At 60.5% G+C, this 13,600-nt stretch carries 14 protein-coding genes; 7 read left to right on the forward strand and 7 right to left on the reverse strand.

Translation table 11 applies throughout. The annotated features are described in order from the left end of the window. Positions 1 to 27 precede the first annotated feature (27 nt). The 4 genes from PIB16_RS13285 to PIB16_RS13300 all read right to left on the reverse strand — a co-directional run bounded on the left by PIB16_RS13285 (position 28) and on the right by PIB16_RS13300 (position 4,207). Positions 28 to 1,056 carry an ABC transporter ATP-binding protein gene (locus PIB16_RS13285; protein ID WP_271045731.1) on the reverse strand — a complete coding sequence of 343 codons (1,029 nt, stop codon included), beginning with the start codon at positions 1,054 to 1,056 and terminating at the stop codon, positions 28 to 30. Between the two features lie 10 nt (positions 1,057 to 1,066). Continuing rightward, the gene (locus tag PIB16_RS13290; RefSeq protein WP_078052529.1) at positions 1,067 to 1,900 is read right to left on the reverse strand and encodes a carbohydrate ABC transporter permease; all 834 of its coding nucleotides are present in this window, start codon (positions 1,898 to 1,900) and stop codon (positions 1,067 to 1,069) included. Then, complete coding sequence (locus PIB16_RS13295; RefSeq protein ID WP_271045732.1) at positions 1,897 to 2,877, reverse strand: carbohydrate ABC transporter permease; 981 nt, start codon at positions 2,875 to 2,877, stop codon at positions 1,897 to 1,899. Before PIB16_RS13295 ends, PIB16_RS13290 begins: the two co-directional genes overlap by 4 nt. 64 nt (positions 2,878 to 2,941) lie before the next feature. Then, positions 2,942 to 4,207, reverse strand: coding sequence for an ABC transporter substrate-binding protein (locus PIB16_RS13300; RefSeq protein ID WP_078052531.1), 1,266 nt, complete (start codon positions 4,205 to 4,207; stop codon positions 2,942 to 2,944). A gap of 269 nt (positions 4,208 to 4,476) precedes the next feature. Here PIB16_RS13300 and PIB16_RS13305 point away from each other — a divergent pair, with 269 nt between their 5' ends. From PIB16_RS13305 to PIB16_RS13315, 3 genes are all read left to right on the forward strand, one after another. Further along, the gene (locus PIB16_RS13305; RefSeq protein ID WP_142846318.1) at positions 4,477 to 5,490 is read left to right on the forward strand and encodes a substrate-binding domain-containing protein; all 1,014 of its coding nucleotides are present in this window, start codon (positions 4,477 to 4,479) and stop codon (positions 5,488 to 5,490) included. Positions 5,491 to 5,664: 174 nt separating this feature from the next. Then, a complete protein-coding gene (locus tag PIB16_RS13310; protein WP_003523793.1) occupies positions 5,665 to 5,862 on the forward strand; it encodes a hypothetical protein in 198 nt (65 codons plus the stop codon). Positions 5,863 to 6,090: 228 nt separating this feature from the next. Then, positions 6,091 to 6,285 (forward strand): hypothetical protein, encoded by a 195-nt coding sequence (locus tag PIB16_RS13315; RefSeq protein WP_220318554.1) that lies wholly within the window; start codon positions 6,091 to 6,093, stop codon positions 6,283 to 6,285. On the opposite strand, the gene PIB16_RS13320 is transcribed toward PIB16_RS13315, so the two are convergent. Next, positions 6,254 to 6,835: a DNA-3-methyladenine glycosylase gene (locus PIB16_RS13320; protein ID WP_271045733.1), complete on the reverse strand. Its 582-nt coding sequence runs from the start codon at positions 6,833 to 6,835 to the stop codon at positions 6,254 to 6,256. The two genes, PIB16_RS13315 and PIB16_RS13320, sit on opposite strands and share 32 nt — an antisense overlap. A gap of 97 nt (positions 6,836 to 6,932) precedes the next feature. On the opposite strand from PIB16_RS13320, the gene PIB16_RS13325 reads away from it, so the two are divergent. From PIB16_RS13325 to PIB16_RS13340, 4 genes are all read left to right on the forward strand, one after another. Next, on the forward strand, positions 6,933 to 7,316 hold the full coding sequence (locus tag PIB16_RS13325; RefSeq protein WP_220318535.1) for a hypothetical protein: 384 nt from the start codon (positions 6,933 to 6,935) through the stop codon (positions 7,314 to 7,316). Further along, the gene (locus PIB16_RS13330) at positions 7,313 to 8,098 is read left to right on the forward strand and encodes an SDR family oxidoreductase (protein ID WP_271045734.1); all 786 of its coding nucleotides are present in this window, start codon (positions 7,313 to 7,315) and stop codon (positions 8,096 to 8,098) included. Before PIB16_RS13325 ends, PIB16_RS13330 begins: the two co-directional genes overlap by 4 nt. Before the next feature lie 175 nt (positions 8,099 to 8,273). Beyond that, positions 8,274 to 9,329, forward strand: coding sequence for a L,D-transpeptidase family protein (locus PIB16_RS13335; RefSeq protein ID WP_174045224.1), 1,056 nt, complete (start codon positions 8,274 to 8,276; stop codon positions 9,327 to 9,329). Between the two features lie 19 nt (positions 9,330 to 9,348). After that, the gene (locus PIB16_RS13340; protein ID WP_020811492.1) at positions 9,349 to 10,134 is read left to right on the forward strand and encodes a L,D-transpeptidase; all 786 of its coding nucleotides are present in this window, start codon (positions 9,349 to 9,351) and stop codon (positions 10,132 to 10,134) included. Positions 10,135 to 10,228: 94 nt separating this feature from the next. On the opposite strand, the gene PIB16_RS13345 is transcribed toward PIB16_RS13340, so the two are convergent. Both PIB16_RS13345 and PIB16_RS13350 read right to left on the reverse strand, forming a co-directional pair. Beyond that, positions 10,229 to 12,049: a methyl-accepting chemotaxis protein gene (locus PIB16_RS13345; RefSeq protein WP_174045221.1), complete on the reverse strand. Its 1,821-nt coding sequence runs from the start codon at positions 12,047 to 12,049 to the stop codon at positions 10,229 to 10,231. 143 nt (positions 12,050 to 12,192) lie between these two features. After that, complete coding sequence (locus PIB16_RS13350) at positions 12,193 to 13,527, reverse strand: aspartate aminotransferase family protein (RefSeq protein ID WP_271045735.1); 1,335 nt, start codon at positions 13,525 to 13,527, stop codon at positions 12,193 to 12,195. Between the last annotated feature and the right edge of the window lie 73 nt (positions 13,528 to 13,600).

Here is a 13,600-nt window from a genome sequence, read left to right on the forward strand (position 1 = left end):
TGGGTGAGCCCGGCGAAAGTTGAATGTTCAGGCGGCACCCCGGGCAGGGTTGCGGGCAAGCGCCCGGCCCTCTGCGTCGAAACGATGTATCTGCGTCGCATCCGGCGCGATGGTGATGCGTTCACCGGCCGTGCGGCCGGTCACGCCCTCTTCACGAACGACGACGGGTTCACCCGCGCCGATCTCGACATAGATATAGCTGTCCGATCCCAGCATTTCCGAATGCACGATCTCGCCGCTCCAGCCGCTGCCATCGGTGCCGATGGTGATGTGTTCAGGGCGGATGCCGATGGTTTTCGCCCCTTCGGCCTCCGCATATTTGCCGGTGAGGAAGTTCATCTTCGGTGAGCCGATGAAGCCGGCGACGAAGGTGTTGACCGGGCTTTCGTAAAGCTCCAGCGGCGTGCCGATCTGCTCGACCCTGCCGTCCCGCAAAACGCAGATACGGTCGGCGAGTGTCATCGCCTCCACCTGGTCGTGGGTAACGTAGATCATCGTCGTGTCATGCATCGAGCGGTGCAGCTTGGCGATTTCCAGACGCGTGGCAACGCGCAATGCCGCATCGAGGTTGGAGAGCGGCTCGTCGAACAGGAAGACCTTCGGATCGCGCACGATGGCGCGGCCGATGGCGACACGCTGGCGCTGGCCGCCGGAAAGCTGCTTCGGCAGACGTTCCAGATAGGGTGTGAGCTGCAGCATCTCGGCCGCCGCTTCCACGCGTTTCCTGCGCTGTTCCTTGTCCGCGCCTGACAGTTTCATTCCGAAGGCCATGTTCTCGAACACGGTCATGTGCGGATAAAGCGCATAGGACTGGAAGACCATGGCGACGCCACGCTTGGCGGGCGGCAGGCGGTTCACCATCTCGCCATCGAAGGAGAGCGTGCCACTGGTAATTTCCTCCAGCCCGCAGATGAGGCGCAGCAGCGTGGACTTGCCGCAGCCGGAAGGGCCGACGAAGACCATGAACTCGCCGGAGCGGATGTCCATGTCGATGCCCTTGATGACATCGAAGGCGCCGAAGGATTTGCGAAGATCGCGCAGTTGAATGGTGGTCATTTGTTTTCTCCTAGCCTTTGACGCCGCCGGCGGTGAGGCCGGAGATGATGCGTCGCTGGAAGATCAGAACGAGGACGACGAGGGGTGCGGTGACGATGACGGACGCAGCCATGATCGTTCCCCAGGGGATTTCGAACTGCGAGCCGCCCGACAGAAGCGCGATGGCGACAGGCACCGTGCGCTGCTCGTTCGATGAGGTGAAGGTGAGCGCGAAGAGGAACTCGTTCCACGCCGCGATGAAGGCGAGAAGCCCGGTCGTGACGAGCGCCGGCCACATCAAGGGCATGAACACCTGGGTGATGATGACCCATGGCGTTGCACCATCGACAATCGCCGCTTCCTCGATCTCGATCGGCAGGTCGCGCATGAAGGTTGTCAGCACCCAGACCGTGAAGGGCAGGGTGAAGATCATGTAGGAAAAGATCAGCGCCAAGGGCGTATTGAAGATTCCAGCCCAGCGGATCAGTTCGAACAGGCCGGCGAGCACGGCGATCTGCGGGAACATCGAAACCGACAGGATGGTGAGCAGCAGCAGCGCGCGGCCACGGAAGCGGACGCGGGCGAGAGCATAGGAGGCCGTTACCGCAAGAAACAGCGATAGCACGACAACCGAAGATGCAACGAACAGCGAATTGCCGAGATTGCGCAGAAACGTGCCGTTGCCGATGACGAAGCTGTAATTGGTCAGCGAGAAGTCGCGCGGCCAATAATTGACCTGGAACAGCGCCGAGCCGGATTTCAAGCTCGTCAGGATCGCGTAATAAAACGGGAATACCGAAATCACCATTATGATGGCGACCAGCGCATAAAAAGCGGTGGTTTTCAGGATGCTTGGCAGGGTCATCGCGCGGCTCCATCGGTGTTGACGCGCCCAAGCCACATGTAGATGACCGTGATCGAGGCGATGATGAGGAACAGCATGGTTGAGGCAGCGGCGCCATAGGAGAACTTGTCGAAATCGAACAGGTTCTCACGCGCCAGCACCGACATGGTGCGAGTCTGGGCGTTGTTGGGCGTCAGGATATAGATGAGATCGAAGACGCGCATCGCATCCAGCATGCGGAAGATGACGGCGACCATGAGGGCCGGGCGGATCATCGGCAAAGTGACGCGGAAGAACACCTTGAAGGGATGAATGCCATCTACCTTTGCCGCCTCATACATGTCCTTCGGCACCATCTGTAGACCGGCGAGGATGAGCAGCGCCATGAAGGGCGTGGTCTTCCAGATATCGACGATCAGCACGGCGATCATCGCGGTTTCGGGATTGGCCGTCCAGGCGATCTTGTTGGAGATCAGCCCGAGATTGAGGAACAGGTCGTTCAATATGCCGAACTGGTCGTTCAGCATCCACGCCCACATCTGCGCCGAAACGATGGTGGGAATGGCCCAGGGCACGAGGATTGCGGCACGCACGAGGCCGCGTCCCTTGAATTCGGCATTCAGCACCAGCGCGACGATGAGGCCGAGCACGGTTTCGAAGCTGACGGAAAGGATGGTGAATTTGAGCGTGTTGAGAACCGCGCCCCACCATGCGGGATCGGCAAGCAGGCCGCGATAGATGGTGCGGCCGCTGCTGAGCGTGATCCAGGTGAGGTAGTTCTTGAGGCCGACGAACTGCGCCCCGTCGAGATTGGTGAGCGAGGCGTCGGTGAGGCTGAACCACACGGTGCGCACCAGCGGCCAGCCCGCCACCAGCGCCAACACCAGAAATGTAGGGGCAAGAAACAGCCAGGCGGATTTCAGTCTTTCCGACTGCAGGTCAGAGCCGGTGCCGGCGTCGGATGCCGCGACCGGTCTTTGAAGGGCGATGTCGTTCATGGGGATATCTCGCGGTTGGGGCGCGGGAGACGATCAGTCAGGACCGCCTCCCGCGCGGGCCGGATTACCAGCCGTTGCCTTTGAGATCGGTCAGTTCAACCTCGAGAAGTTCGAGATTTTCCGCTGCCGTGCCGTTGCCGGAGAGCGTGTTGTGCACGGCGCCCCAGAACTTGGCGGAAACCTCGTTATATTTCACCTTGGCCGAGGCGGAAGGACGCGGAACGGCGGTCTGGAAGATCGGCTTCCATGTCGGCATGAAGGGCTGCGCGGCAGCGACGTCCTTGTCGTCGTAAAGGGATGCGATAGTCGGCATGTTGGAGAGCTGAATCGCGCGCATCTTCTGGGTGTCTTTTGATGCCAGGAATTTCACGAGCTGAATGGCCGCTTCCTGATCGTCGGAATATTTCGAAACGGCGAGGTTCCAGCCGCCGAGTGTCGAGGCAGGGGCTTCGCCTTCCGCGCCCGCTGGTAGCGGGGTGACGCCGAACTTGCCCTTGATGGCGCTGTCGTCGCCATTACCCAGTGCATAGGCATAGGGCCAGTTGCGCATGAAGACGGAATTGCCGGTCTGCCAGACGCCGCGCGCTTCCTCTTCCTTATAAGCGAGCACGCCCTGCGGCGCGATGGTGCCGACCCAGCCCTTGGCGGTTTCGATGGCGGCTGCGGCCTTCTCATTGTTGACGGAGATATCGCCGTTGGTCTCGACAATATGGCCGCCGCCTGCGGAAGCGATCCATTCCAGCGCGTTGCAGGTCAGGCCTTCATAGGCGCTGCCCTGGAAAACGAAGCCCCAGAGGTCCTTCTGGCCTGCCTCGCGCTCCTTGTCCTGGATTTCCTTGGCGGTCTCGCTCAGTTCCTTCCAGGTCTTCGGCGGCTGCTTGCCATATTTTTCCAGAAGGTCCTTGCGATAGAAAAGCGCCGGCGCGTCGGTGAACATCGGCATGGCGACGAGCTTGCCGTCAACCGTCTGCGAGGCGACGATGGAAGGGAAATGATCGCCGATGACATCCTTCGTCGCTGCGGTCAAATCCACGAACTGGTCGGCCAGCTGCGGCGCCCAGATCACGTCCGTCTGGTAGACGTCGACATCCTTGTTGCCGGCGGCAAGCCACAGCCGGTACTGGCTGAACTGTTCGCTGGACGATGACGGCATGGTGACGAGATTGACCTTGTGACCGGTCTCTTTTTCGAAGGCGGCGATCCGTTCGCGGAAGAACGCGACGTTCTTGCCTGTCGAATTGGCGGCGATGGAAAGCTCGGCCGCCTCAGCTGAGACGGCGGCGGAAAACGCCGCTCCGCACAGGAACAAAGTCTTCATGGAAATATTCATTGTCAAACTCCTCCGTTGACGCTTCCGATTGTCCTCAAAATTGAAAGCGCTTTTGACCGACGCGAGGCTCTCAAAAGCCGAGCAATCTGTCAATACTCTTTCTAATCTCCCGGAAATCGGCCGCTTTCGCCTGCAATTTTTCGGCGTTTGCCTTTGGGAATGATCAACTGTAAGGTTTCAGGTGGAGGAAAATTGAAATCGTTTTCAATTTTTGTCGGCTTGAAAAATCCGCGGCGGCGACGCATGCAGGGGCAAATTGGCAAAAAATTATGAAGCTCAAGGAATTCGCAGAGAAAGTCGGGCTCTCGCCCACCACCGTCAGCCGGGCGCTGGGCGGCTACCCCGAGGTGCGCGAGGAAACGCGCCAGCGGGTGATGGAGGCTGCGCTGAAATACGGCTACCGGCCGAATGCCAATGCTGTCAGGCTGGCGACGGGCAGGGCGGGCGCCATCGGTGTCGTCATGGGCCGTTCGGGCGGCGGGCACTTCTTCTCCGAATTCATGGGCGGCATGGCGACGCGTCTGGAACGGGAGGAGACCGATATTCTCGTCAGCGTTACCGTCGATAATAATCTCGATGAGGAACTGGCGATTTTCAGCCGGCTGGCGGCGAGCGGCCGGGTGGATGGCATCATCGTGCATTCGCCGCGTCCGGAAGATGAACGCATCGCGCTGCTCAACCGGTTGGGCGTGCCCTTCATCGTGCATGGTCGCTCAAAGACGCCGTTCGAACATGCCTGGCTCGATATCGACAATCACGATGTGACCTATCGTCCGACGATCCATTTTCTGGAGCGCGGACACAGGCGCATCGCCCTTATCAATGGTCCGGTCGGCCGCACGTTTGTGCAGGACCGCGAGCAGGGTTTTCGCGAGGCGCTGGCCACGCACGGCATTACGCCGGATCCGCGTTTCATGATGAATGAGCACTTCAGCGAGGAGACGGCCTTTCGTTTCGCCCGCTCGCTGCTGGAACAGACGCCGCGCCCGACGGCCTTTGTGGCGGGTGCGATGATGACGGCGCAGGGTGTCTATCGCGCTGCGACGCAGATGGGGTTGACGATCGGCAGGGATGTCTCCGTCATCGCCCATGACGACGTGTTTCCTTATCTTACGCCGGAAAGCATGATGCCGCCGCTTTCCACCACCCGCTCCCCCATGCGCATGGCGGGCATGCGGGTGACGGACCTGCTTTTGCAGATCATCGGCGGCCGTCCCGTCCGCGAGGTTCAGGAATTGTGGCCGGTCGAACTCATCTTGCGGGAATCCGTCGGCCCTGTCTGAACTTGTCGCCATAGCTCACTGATTCCACTCCATTTTGTGAACGTCGTTTGATAACGTTCGCCTTTCGTCATCTATACGTCCGCGCCGTCTCATGTATAATCGGAACAGTCACGGGCGTTATGGAACAGGACCCGGGCCGGCGCGTTGAGGGGACGTGTCTAAGGAGGTGGACGGATGTTTGAATTTTTAAAACCGCAACAGCAGACTGTGATCGATGATGTCGAGGCGACCGGCACCTATGCCGATGCGCTGCTCAACGTTCCGAGCCCGGAACTAAACCGTTCGACCGCCCGCGAGCATGGTCACGAGGCTCACTCCCGCGACTATTGCGAAAATCGAGATATTTCCCGCAGCGCCCTCGGTTTCGCCTGAGCCATTTCAAAAACCTTCCTCAAAAACGGAACGGACAGGCCGTGCCCGCGTTTTCCTGGACGACCCGCAGGGCGGCGCAACCGGACCGAAAGGACCTGACCGGCATTTGACCGGTGGGCGAATTGGGTGTTGCGCCGCCTGATTGACGACAGCGCAAAGGCGCTGTCGCACGAGATAAAAACGCAGCTTGTGCCCATCGTGGCCAAGCGTGTTTATCAGGAGGCCGCGATGCCAGCCGTTCCCGTCGAACCCTATCCCGAACCGCCGATGCCCGTGCCGCCGCAGCCGGATATTCCGCCGGTGGAAGAACCGGAACCCGACCGGTTGCCGGACGAGGCACCGACACCCAATCCCGACGAAAATGACGGGCCACCGAAAGTGCTCGCTCCTGTCAGGCCTTTCCGTTCTCGAATTTCCTGCTGACGAAAGCCGAGCCCTTGAGCCCGAAGCGCCACGGATATTCCGTCGCGCGGCTGATGCCGATTCGTCTGCCGCTGGTGACGGCTGCGGCTTCTTTCGGCAACCGCAGCAAAAACGGCGCTGCGTTCAGTGGCGCGCCGTCCATCTCCCCCGTAATCGCCAGCGCCTGACAGAGCCTGCCCGGGCCTGAGCAGAGAAGTTTTGGCTTGTCAGTTCCCCGTCGCAGTTTCATCATGTCTATGCCAGTCAGGGGTTCGATGGCGCGCAGAAGCACGGCGGAACCCGGGGCGCAGACAAAGTTGGCGCACCAGTGAATACCATAGGACCGGTAGACATAAAGACGGCCGGCCGGGCCGAACATTGCCCTGTTGCGCGGGGTCTGCCCGTTAAAACTGTGGGATGCCGGGTCGTCCGGATGATAGGCTTCGGTCTCCACGATGATGCCGCCGGTATTGCCGATGCGGAACTCCGCGCCAATGAGGGCGCGGGCCACATCCAGCGCGTCGCGCAGGAAAAAACTCTCCTGGATTTCCGGGCCAAAGGCCTGATTCATCTGGAACCCTTCCGCTCTGCCGTCGTTTGGAATTCAGGTTCTAACCGTTTTCCAGCATCGGACTCGTACCGGTGCTTTCCAAGCCGGAGGGCATGTCATGCAACTTTCGACGACCTATGTAAAACGCAATAACGGGGTTATCTCAATCGAGTTCGTCGGCAACGACGGCGATCAGGTCTCGGTTCGCCTCGCCGACGGTCTTGAAGGGATCGACGATGCCGAGGCCATCAAACGGGCGAGCGCGGTGATGGTGCAACTGACCGCGTTCGGAACGCGCCATGGGGCAGATGCGCCTTCGCAATTTTCCGCTCTAGGTACGGCGCAGGATGAAGCTCCGCACGGACAGGCGAGCGCCCGCACATCGAAGGATCGCGACATTCTGGAGGAAGAGTTGGAAGAGGGGCTGGAGGACAGCTTTCCGGCGAGTGATCCCATCTCGGCGACGGTCACGTCCATTGCTTCCCGAAAAGGAGGGCAATGACATTGACCGTTCGCAAAGTTGCTCTGGTAACCGGCGCTGGCTCCGGCATTGGGCGCGCCGCCGCTCGTCATCTGTCGGCGCAGGGTTTCGCGGTCGGTCTGTTGGGCCGCACCGAATCGGAATTGAACGATGTGGCCCGGGAAATAGGTGCCGCATCCGGTTCTTCGAAGGTGCTCGTCGCCGATGTGGCGGATGAAGCGGCGATGCGTCACGCGGTCGCAGCGCTGGTTGAGAATTTCGGCCGGCTTGATGTCGTGGTGGCCAGTGCCGGCGTCAACGGCGTCTGGGCGCCCATCGATGAGCTGAAACCGTCCGAATGGGACGATACGATCCGCATCAACCTGCGCGGCACCTATCTCACCATCCACGTCAGCGTGCCGCATCTGAAAGCGGCCGGTGGCGGGTCCATCGTCATCATTTCGTCGATCAATGGCACCCGCACCTTCACATCGCCCGGTGCTACGGCCTATTCCGTGACGAAAGCCGGGCAATTCGCCATGGCGCAACAACTGGCGCTGGAGCTGGGGCGTCACCGTATCCGCGTCAATGCGGTGTGTCCGGGCGAAATCGAAACGGCAATCGATGAAAATACCGATATACGCGGGCGGGAAAAAACGGAGGTTCCAGTTCGTTTCCCGGCTGGGGATATTCCGGTAACCGGCGGCGTGGCCGGTACGAGCGACGATGTCGCCGCGCTGATCGGTTTCCTGGCGTCGGATGCGTCCCGCCACATTACCGGCACGCCGGTATGGATCGATGGCGGCCAGGGGCTGCTGCGATAATCGCGGCTCGCACTTTCATTGGCCACCCCATCACGGGCTTGTGTCCTTATGATTAACGAATGGGTAACGTCTGTTCACGAGACTTTGTCCATGGGCGAGGTTGCCGTGTTGTGGCCACCTTCGATAGTTAAGCGTCTGCCGGAAAGGCGGGCAAATCAGGCGGGCAGAACGATCCATGGGCATGCAGGCATTGCTGGATTTCGCGGTTGCGGGGTTGCGGCAGAAGGTAAGGGCAGGGGCAAGAATGGCCGCGATCGTTGCGATCGGTGGCGGCCTTGCCGCGTGCACTTCCATGGGGCTGGACAGCGTCAAGAAAGACCCGCCGAAACTGTCGTCCAAGATGATGGCGCAGATGTCGGCCAAGAGCATGCGCCCGGAAAGCCCGGTTCTCGTTCGCATTTTCAAGCAGGAAAGCGAGCTTGAGGTCTGGAAGGTCGACAAGACCGGAAACTACGCCTTGCTCAAGGCCTATCCCATGTGCCGCTGGTCCGGAAAGCTGGGCCCTAAGATGAAGACGGGCGACCGGCAGGCACCGGAAGGGTTTTATCATGTCTCGGCCGGCATGTTGAACCCGAACTCACAATATTATGTCTCCTTCAATCTCGGTTATCCCAACCGGCTGGAATCGGCGCTCGGTTACACCGGTGAGGCGTTGATGGTGCATGGCGCCTGCTCCTCTTCCGGCTGTTACGCCATGACCGACCAGCAGGTCGGCGAGATCTACGCCATCGTGGCGCGGGCACTTCAGGGCGGGCAGGACCGCTTTCAGGTACAGGCCTATCCCTTCCGCATGAGCGCCCGGAATATGGTGGCGCATCGGGACGACCCCAATATGCCGTTCTGGAAGACGCTGAAAGAAGGCTATGACTATTTCGAGGTAACGCGCCGGCAGCCCAAGGTTTCCGTCTGCGGCCGTCGTTATGTCTTCAACAGTGAATTTGCCGAAGGCGAACCTGCCGATCCGCTGGCGGCCTGCCCGCCGGCCATCAACCAGCAGGATCCGCTGGTGGCGTCGAAACTGGCCGAAGAGCAACAAAAATTTGCCGCCGCCATGAGTGAGGGAACTTCCAGCCCGCTCAGCGCGTATGTAGACGGCGGCATGCATCCGAGCTTCCGGGCCATTTTGAAATCGAACGGCGCCAAGGCCATGGCATCGCAGGTTTCCGGCACGAAGTACCCTATCAGCCGCCCAGAGGCGGCGCTGGCAGATCCCTTTGCCGGCGTGAGATGACGTAAATGAGGTTTTTCAATTGAACGAGACGACGACGACCCGGCGGGGTTTCCTGCTTGGAGCAGGTGGACTGGCGCTTGCCGGCCTTGCGGGCTGCAACACAACTGCGCGTGAGGCCGCCCGGCCTGCAGCACCGGCGGACGACCCGATGTATGCCCTGATGTACGGCCCCAAGCCGGACGAGCAGTTCCCGCTGCCGGAAATCCCCTACAAGCGGATTCCGCGCCAGTTCCTGCGGCAGATGGTGGCGAACCCGACGGGTGAACGCCCCGGCGTCATCGTCGTCGATACCGCCAATCATTTCCTCTATCTCACCTATGAGAACAATCAGGCCATGCGTTATGGCGTCGGCCTCGGCCGCGCGGGCTTTGAATGGGCCGGTCGCGGCGTCATTCAGTACAAGCGGCAATGGCCGCGCTGGACGCCGCCCGATGAGATGATTGCGCGCCAGCCGGAACTGGAACCCTATAGCAGCCGCAATGGCGGCATGGAGCCGGGTCTCAAGAACCCGCTCGGCGCACGCGCGCTCTATATCTTCAAGGATGGCAAGGACACGATCTACCGCCTGCATGGCTCGCCGGAATGGTGGACCATCGGCAAGTCGGTATCCTCCGGCTGCGTGCGCCTGCTCAACCAGGATATCATCGACCTTTACAACCGTGTGCCCGATGGTACGCCGATCGTGGTGACGGCGCTCGGCCCCGCACAGCAGGGCGTGCCGATCGGCCAGGAAGGTGTGCCGGTGGCGCAATATGGTAACGGCGTGATCGGCGACGGCCTCTCGCAACCGATGCAGACTTATTGATCGCTGGAGTTCCACCCACGGGGGAGGCTCGCCGTAGGTGCGTGCTGGCTGATTTCCGGCATCTGGCGGAGATATCCCCGCCTCGTCGCAGACATCAAGCTACTTGGCGTGGCTGATCCTGACTGCCGGCCCTTTCCATTTCCAGGCGGAAGCGAGACACCAGGGCACGCAACTTTGCTGTTTCCGAGGCAAGCGTGGCTGACGCGGCGGTGGATTGCTCCACCATGGCCGCATTTTGCTGGGTGGCGTGATCCATGGAGTTCACCGCCGCGTTGATTTCGGACAGACCGGTTGATTGCTCGGTGGCCGATGTGGCGATGGCATTCATATGGCGGTCGATGCCGGCGATGCGTTCACTGATATCCTTCAGTGCTGTGCCGGTATCGAGAACCAGCTTCACGCCGCTCTCGACCTCCACGGACGATTGCCGGATATGGTCACGGATTTCGCTTGCGGCCTTTGCCGAGCGCTGGGCGAGATCGCGCACCTCCTGTGCAACAACCGCAAAGCCCTTGCCGCTCTCGCCGGCGCGGGCAGCCTCAACCCCGGCATTCAGCGCCAGAAGATTGGTCTGGAAGGCGATTTCGTCAATGACGCCGATGATGCCGGTGATCTGCCGTGACGAGGCCTCGATACGGCGCATCGCTTCCTCGGCATGGCTTACCACCTCCACCGATTTCAGGGCGCTATGGTTGGCATCGGTGGCAGCGAGCCGCGCTTCTGCGGCCCGCTTGTTGGCATTCGAGACATTGACGGTGATTTCATCGAGCGCCGCTGCCGTCTGCTCAAGGGAGGCGGCTTGATTTTCGGTGCGGCGGGAAAGATCGCCGGCACCTGCGGCGATTTCCCGGCTGCTGCCGTCGATTGTGCCTATCCCGTCGGAAATGGCAAAAAGGGTCTCGGCCAATTGCCGGACCGAGGTGTTGAAATCATGACGCAGGGCCTCGAATTGTGGGGCGAAGGCGTCATTCAACTGGAAGGCCAGATCACCGGAGGCGAGCCGCTTGAGACCGGCCGCAAGGCCGGAGGTTGCGATGCGCAGCCTTTCCGAAGCGTCTTCTTCCGCCTGCCGCCGCGTTGCTTCCTGATCGGCTTCCGCCTGCCTGCGGGCCGCCGCTGCCTGCTCCTCTAGTGCCCGGTTGGCGATGGCGGCCTGTCGGAAAATCTCGACAGCGCTGGACATGGAGCCGATCTCGTCCTTGCGGTCCGTGCCTGAGGGCGGTTGAGACGTATCGCCGCCCGCCAGGGTCTCCATGTTTTTCGACAATTGCAGGATGGGACGGATAATCGATTTGCGGGTGAGCAGAAAAAGCCCGGTGGAGAAAAGCGCCGCCAGAACCAGAAGTCCCTGTAAGGCGAGGTTGATTGCCGCCTTGGTCTTTTCACTTTCGGCCGATGCAGTGTCGGAAAGCGCCTGAATCTGGTCGCCAGCCGCTTCCATCGCTTTTTCAAGCGCGGAGAATTGCTGCATGAATTCCGGCATCAGCTTGATGGCCTCTTCGGGGCTGGATTCGGCAAGTCCGACCACCGCGTTGGCGGCATCCATATAGGCGAGAAGCGGCTTTTCGACGCCGTCTATGACGGCTTTGACATTCGTGCCTGATGACAGTGACTTGTTTGCCTCGATCACTTCGCGAAAACTGGCTTCGTGTTCGGCAAGATCGGCCTTAACGGCCTTGAGGTCGAGGTCCATTCTGGCATCGGCGGAAAGAATGGCGGCAAGCACGTCTGACCGCAGCGCGTCATGCATCATGTCCGCCTGCATGTGGTTGCGAAGCACGTCCGCCGAAAGCGCCACATATTCGCTGTTACGGTTCAGCGTCTCCGCCGCCCATATGCCGACACCCGCGGCGCTGCCGGTGATGGAAAAGATTGCAATGCCTGCCAATATTATCTTTTTTTGAATCGAGGCCATATGAGCGTTCCCACGCAATTGTTATACTTTGTGAACATAATAGAACATGCTTAATAAATGTTCTATTTTCGCTGAAGGCTCGATAAATGCAAAAAAGGCTGCATTTTGTATTGCAGCCCTTTCTATATTAGAAATTTGTACTTTTATTGCGCGCGTTTCAGGGCGTCGCCGAGGATCGAAACAATATCGTCGAAATGGGATTTTTCGGCGATCAGCGGCGGCGAAAGGGCGATGATGTCGCCGGTGACGCGAATAAGCAGGCCGCGCTCGAAGCAATCCACGAAGACATCATAGGCGCGTGCGCCGGCAGCACCGTCGCGCGATTGCAGCTCGATGCCGGCGATGAAGCCGATGGTGCGGATGTCGATGACATTCGGCAGGCCCTTCAGGGAATGGATGGCGTCGTGCCAGACATCCTGCAATTCGGCCGCGCGGGTGAAAAGGCCCTCATCGCGATAGATGTCGAGCGTCGCGATGCCAGCGGCGCAGGCGACGGGGTGGCCGGAATAGGTATAGCCGTGGAACAGCTCGATCTGGTTTTCCGGCCCATGCATCAGCGCATCGTGCACCTTGCGGCTGGTGAAGACCGCGCCCATCGGGATCGCGCCGTTGGTCAGCCCCTTGGCGGTGGTGACGATATCTGGCGTAACGCCAAAATATTTGGTGGCGAAGGTGGAGCCCATGCGGCCGAAACCGGTGATGACCTCATCGAAGATCAAGAGGATGCCGTGCTTGTCGCAGATGGCGCGCAGCCGCTCCAGATAACCCTTCGGCGGCACCAGCACGCCGGTGGAGCCGGCGACCGGCTCGACGATGCAGGCGGCGATGGTTTCCGCGCCATGCAGGGCGACCAGACGTTCCAGATCGTCCGCAAGCTCGGCGCCGTGCTCGGGCTGGCCCTTCACGAAGCTGTTCTTCGCAGGATCATGGGTATGACGCAGGTGGTCTGCGGGAATTTGCGGGAAAACACGACGGTTGTTGACGAGGCCGCCCACGGAGATGCCGCCGAAACCGACGCCATGATAACCGCGCTCACGACCGATCAACCGGCTGCGGGTGCCTTGGCCGATGGCGCGCTGATAGGCAATGGCGATCTTCAGCGCCGTATCGACCGATTCCGATCCGGAGCCCGTATAGAAGACACGGTCCAGTTTCGCACCTTCCGGGCCGGGCGCAATCTCCGCCAGCCGCTCGGCGAATTCAAAGGCAACCGGGTGGCCCATCTGGAAGGAGGGCGCGTAATCCATTGTCGAAAGCTGGTGCTTGACGGCAGACGCGATCTGCTGGCGGCCGTGGCCGGCATTGACGCACCAAAGGCCAGCCGTGCCGTCGACAACCTGGCGACCGTCATTGCTGGTGTAATACATGCCTTCGGCGCTCGTCAGCAGGCGGGGATTGGCCTTGAACTGCCGGTTGGCGGTAAACGGCATCCAGTAGCTGTCAAGCGAGGTGGAATTGGATCGGCTCGGGTTGTCCATGGTGGTCTCCTGTTCGTTGCCGGTGATTGAATGCTATTTTCGCGACTGAACAAGCCCTTTTCTCTCTGTGGCC

Origin of the sequence: Agrobacterium sp. ST15.13.015 (assembly GCF_027871645.1) — a bacterium.
Taxonomy (GTDB): domain Bacteria; phylum Pseudomonadota; class Alphaproteobacteria; order Rhizobiales; family Rhizobiaceae; genus Agrobacterium; species Agrobacterium leguminum.

What these genes read in the sequence shown, in the direction of transcription:
- PIB16_RS13285 (WP_271045731.1), bottom strand. Translation starts at nt 1,056, where the DNA reads ATGACCACCATTCAACTGCGCGATCTTCGCAAATCCTTCGGCGCCTTC.
- PIB16_RS13300 (WP_078052531.1), bottom strand. Translation starts at nt 4,207, where the DNA reads ATGAATATTTCCATGAAGACTTTGTTCCTGTGCGGAGCGGCGTTTTCC.
- PIB16_RS13345 (WP_174045221.1), bottom strand. Translation starts at nt 12,049, where the DNA reads ATGGCCTCGATTCAAAAAAAGATAATATTGGCAGGCATTGCAATCTTT.
- PIB16_RS13335 (WP_174045224.1), top strand. Translation starts at nt 8,274, where the DNA reads ATGGGCATGCAGGCATTGCTGGATTTCGCGGTTGCGGGGTTGCGGCAG.
- PIB16_RS13295 (WP_271045732.1), bottom strand. Translation starts at nt 2,877, where the DNA reads ATGAACGACATCGCCCTTCAAAGACCGGTCGCGGCATCCGACGCCGGC.
- PIB16_RS13305 (WP_142846318.1), top strand. Translation starts at nt 4,477, where the DNA reads ATGAAGCTCAAGGAATTCGCAGAGAAAGTCGGGCTCTCGCCCACCACC.
- PIB16_RS13310 (WP_003523793.1), top strand. Translation starts at nt 5,665, where the DNA reads ATGTTTGAATTTTTAAAACCGCAACAGCAGACTGTGATCGATGATGTC.
- PIB16_RS13350 (WP_271045735.1), bottom strand. Translation starts at nt 13,527, where the DNA reads ATGGACAACCCGAGCCGATCCAATTCCACCTCGCTTGACAGCTACTGG.
- PIB16_RS13320 (WP_271045733.1), bottom strand. Translation starts at nt 6,835, where the DNA reads ATGAATCAGGCCTTTGGCCCGGAAATCCAGGAGAGTTTTTTCCTGCGC.
- PIB16_RS13315 (WP_220318554.1), top strand. Translation starts at nt 6,091, where the DNA reads ATGCCAGCCGTTCCCGTCGAACCCTATCCCGAACCGCCGATGCCCGTG.
- PIB16_RS13330 (WP_271045734.1), top strand. Translation starts at nt 7,313, where the DNA reads ATGACATTGACCGTTCGCAAAGTTGCTCTGGTAACCGGCGCTGGCTCC.
- PIB16_RS13290 (WP_078052529.1), bottom strand. Translation starts at nt 1,900, where the DNA reads ATGACCCTGCCAAGCATCCTGAAAACCACCGCTTTTTATGCGCTGGTC.
- PIB16_RS13325 (WP_220318535.1), top strand. Translation starts at nt 6,933, where the DNA reads ATGCAACTTTCGACGACCTATGTAAAACGCAATAACGGGGTTATCTCA.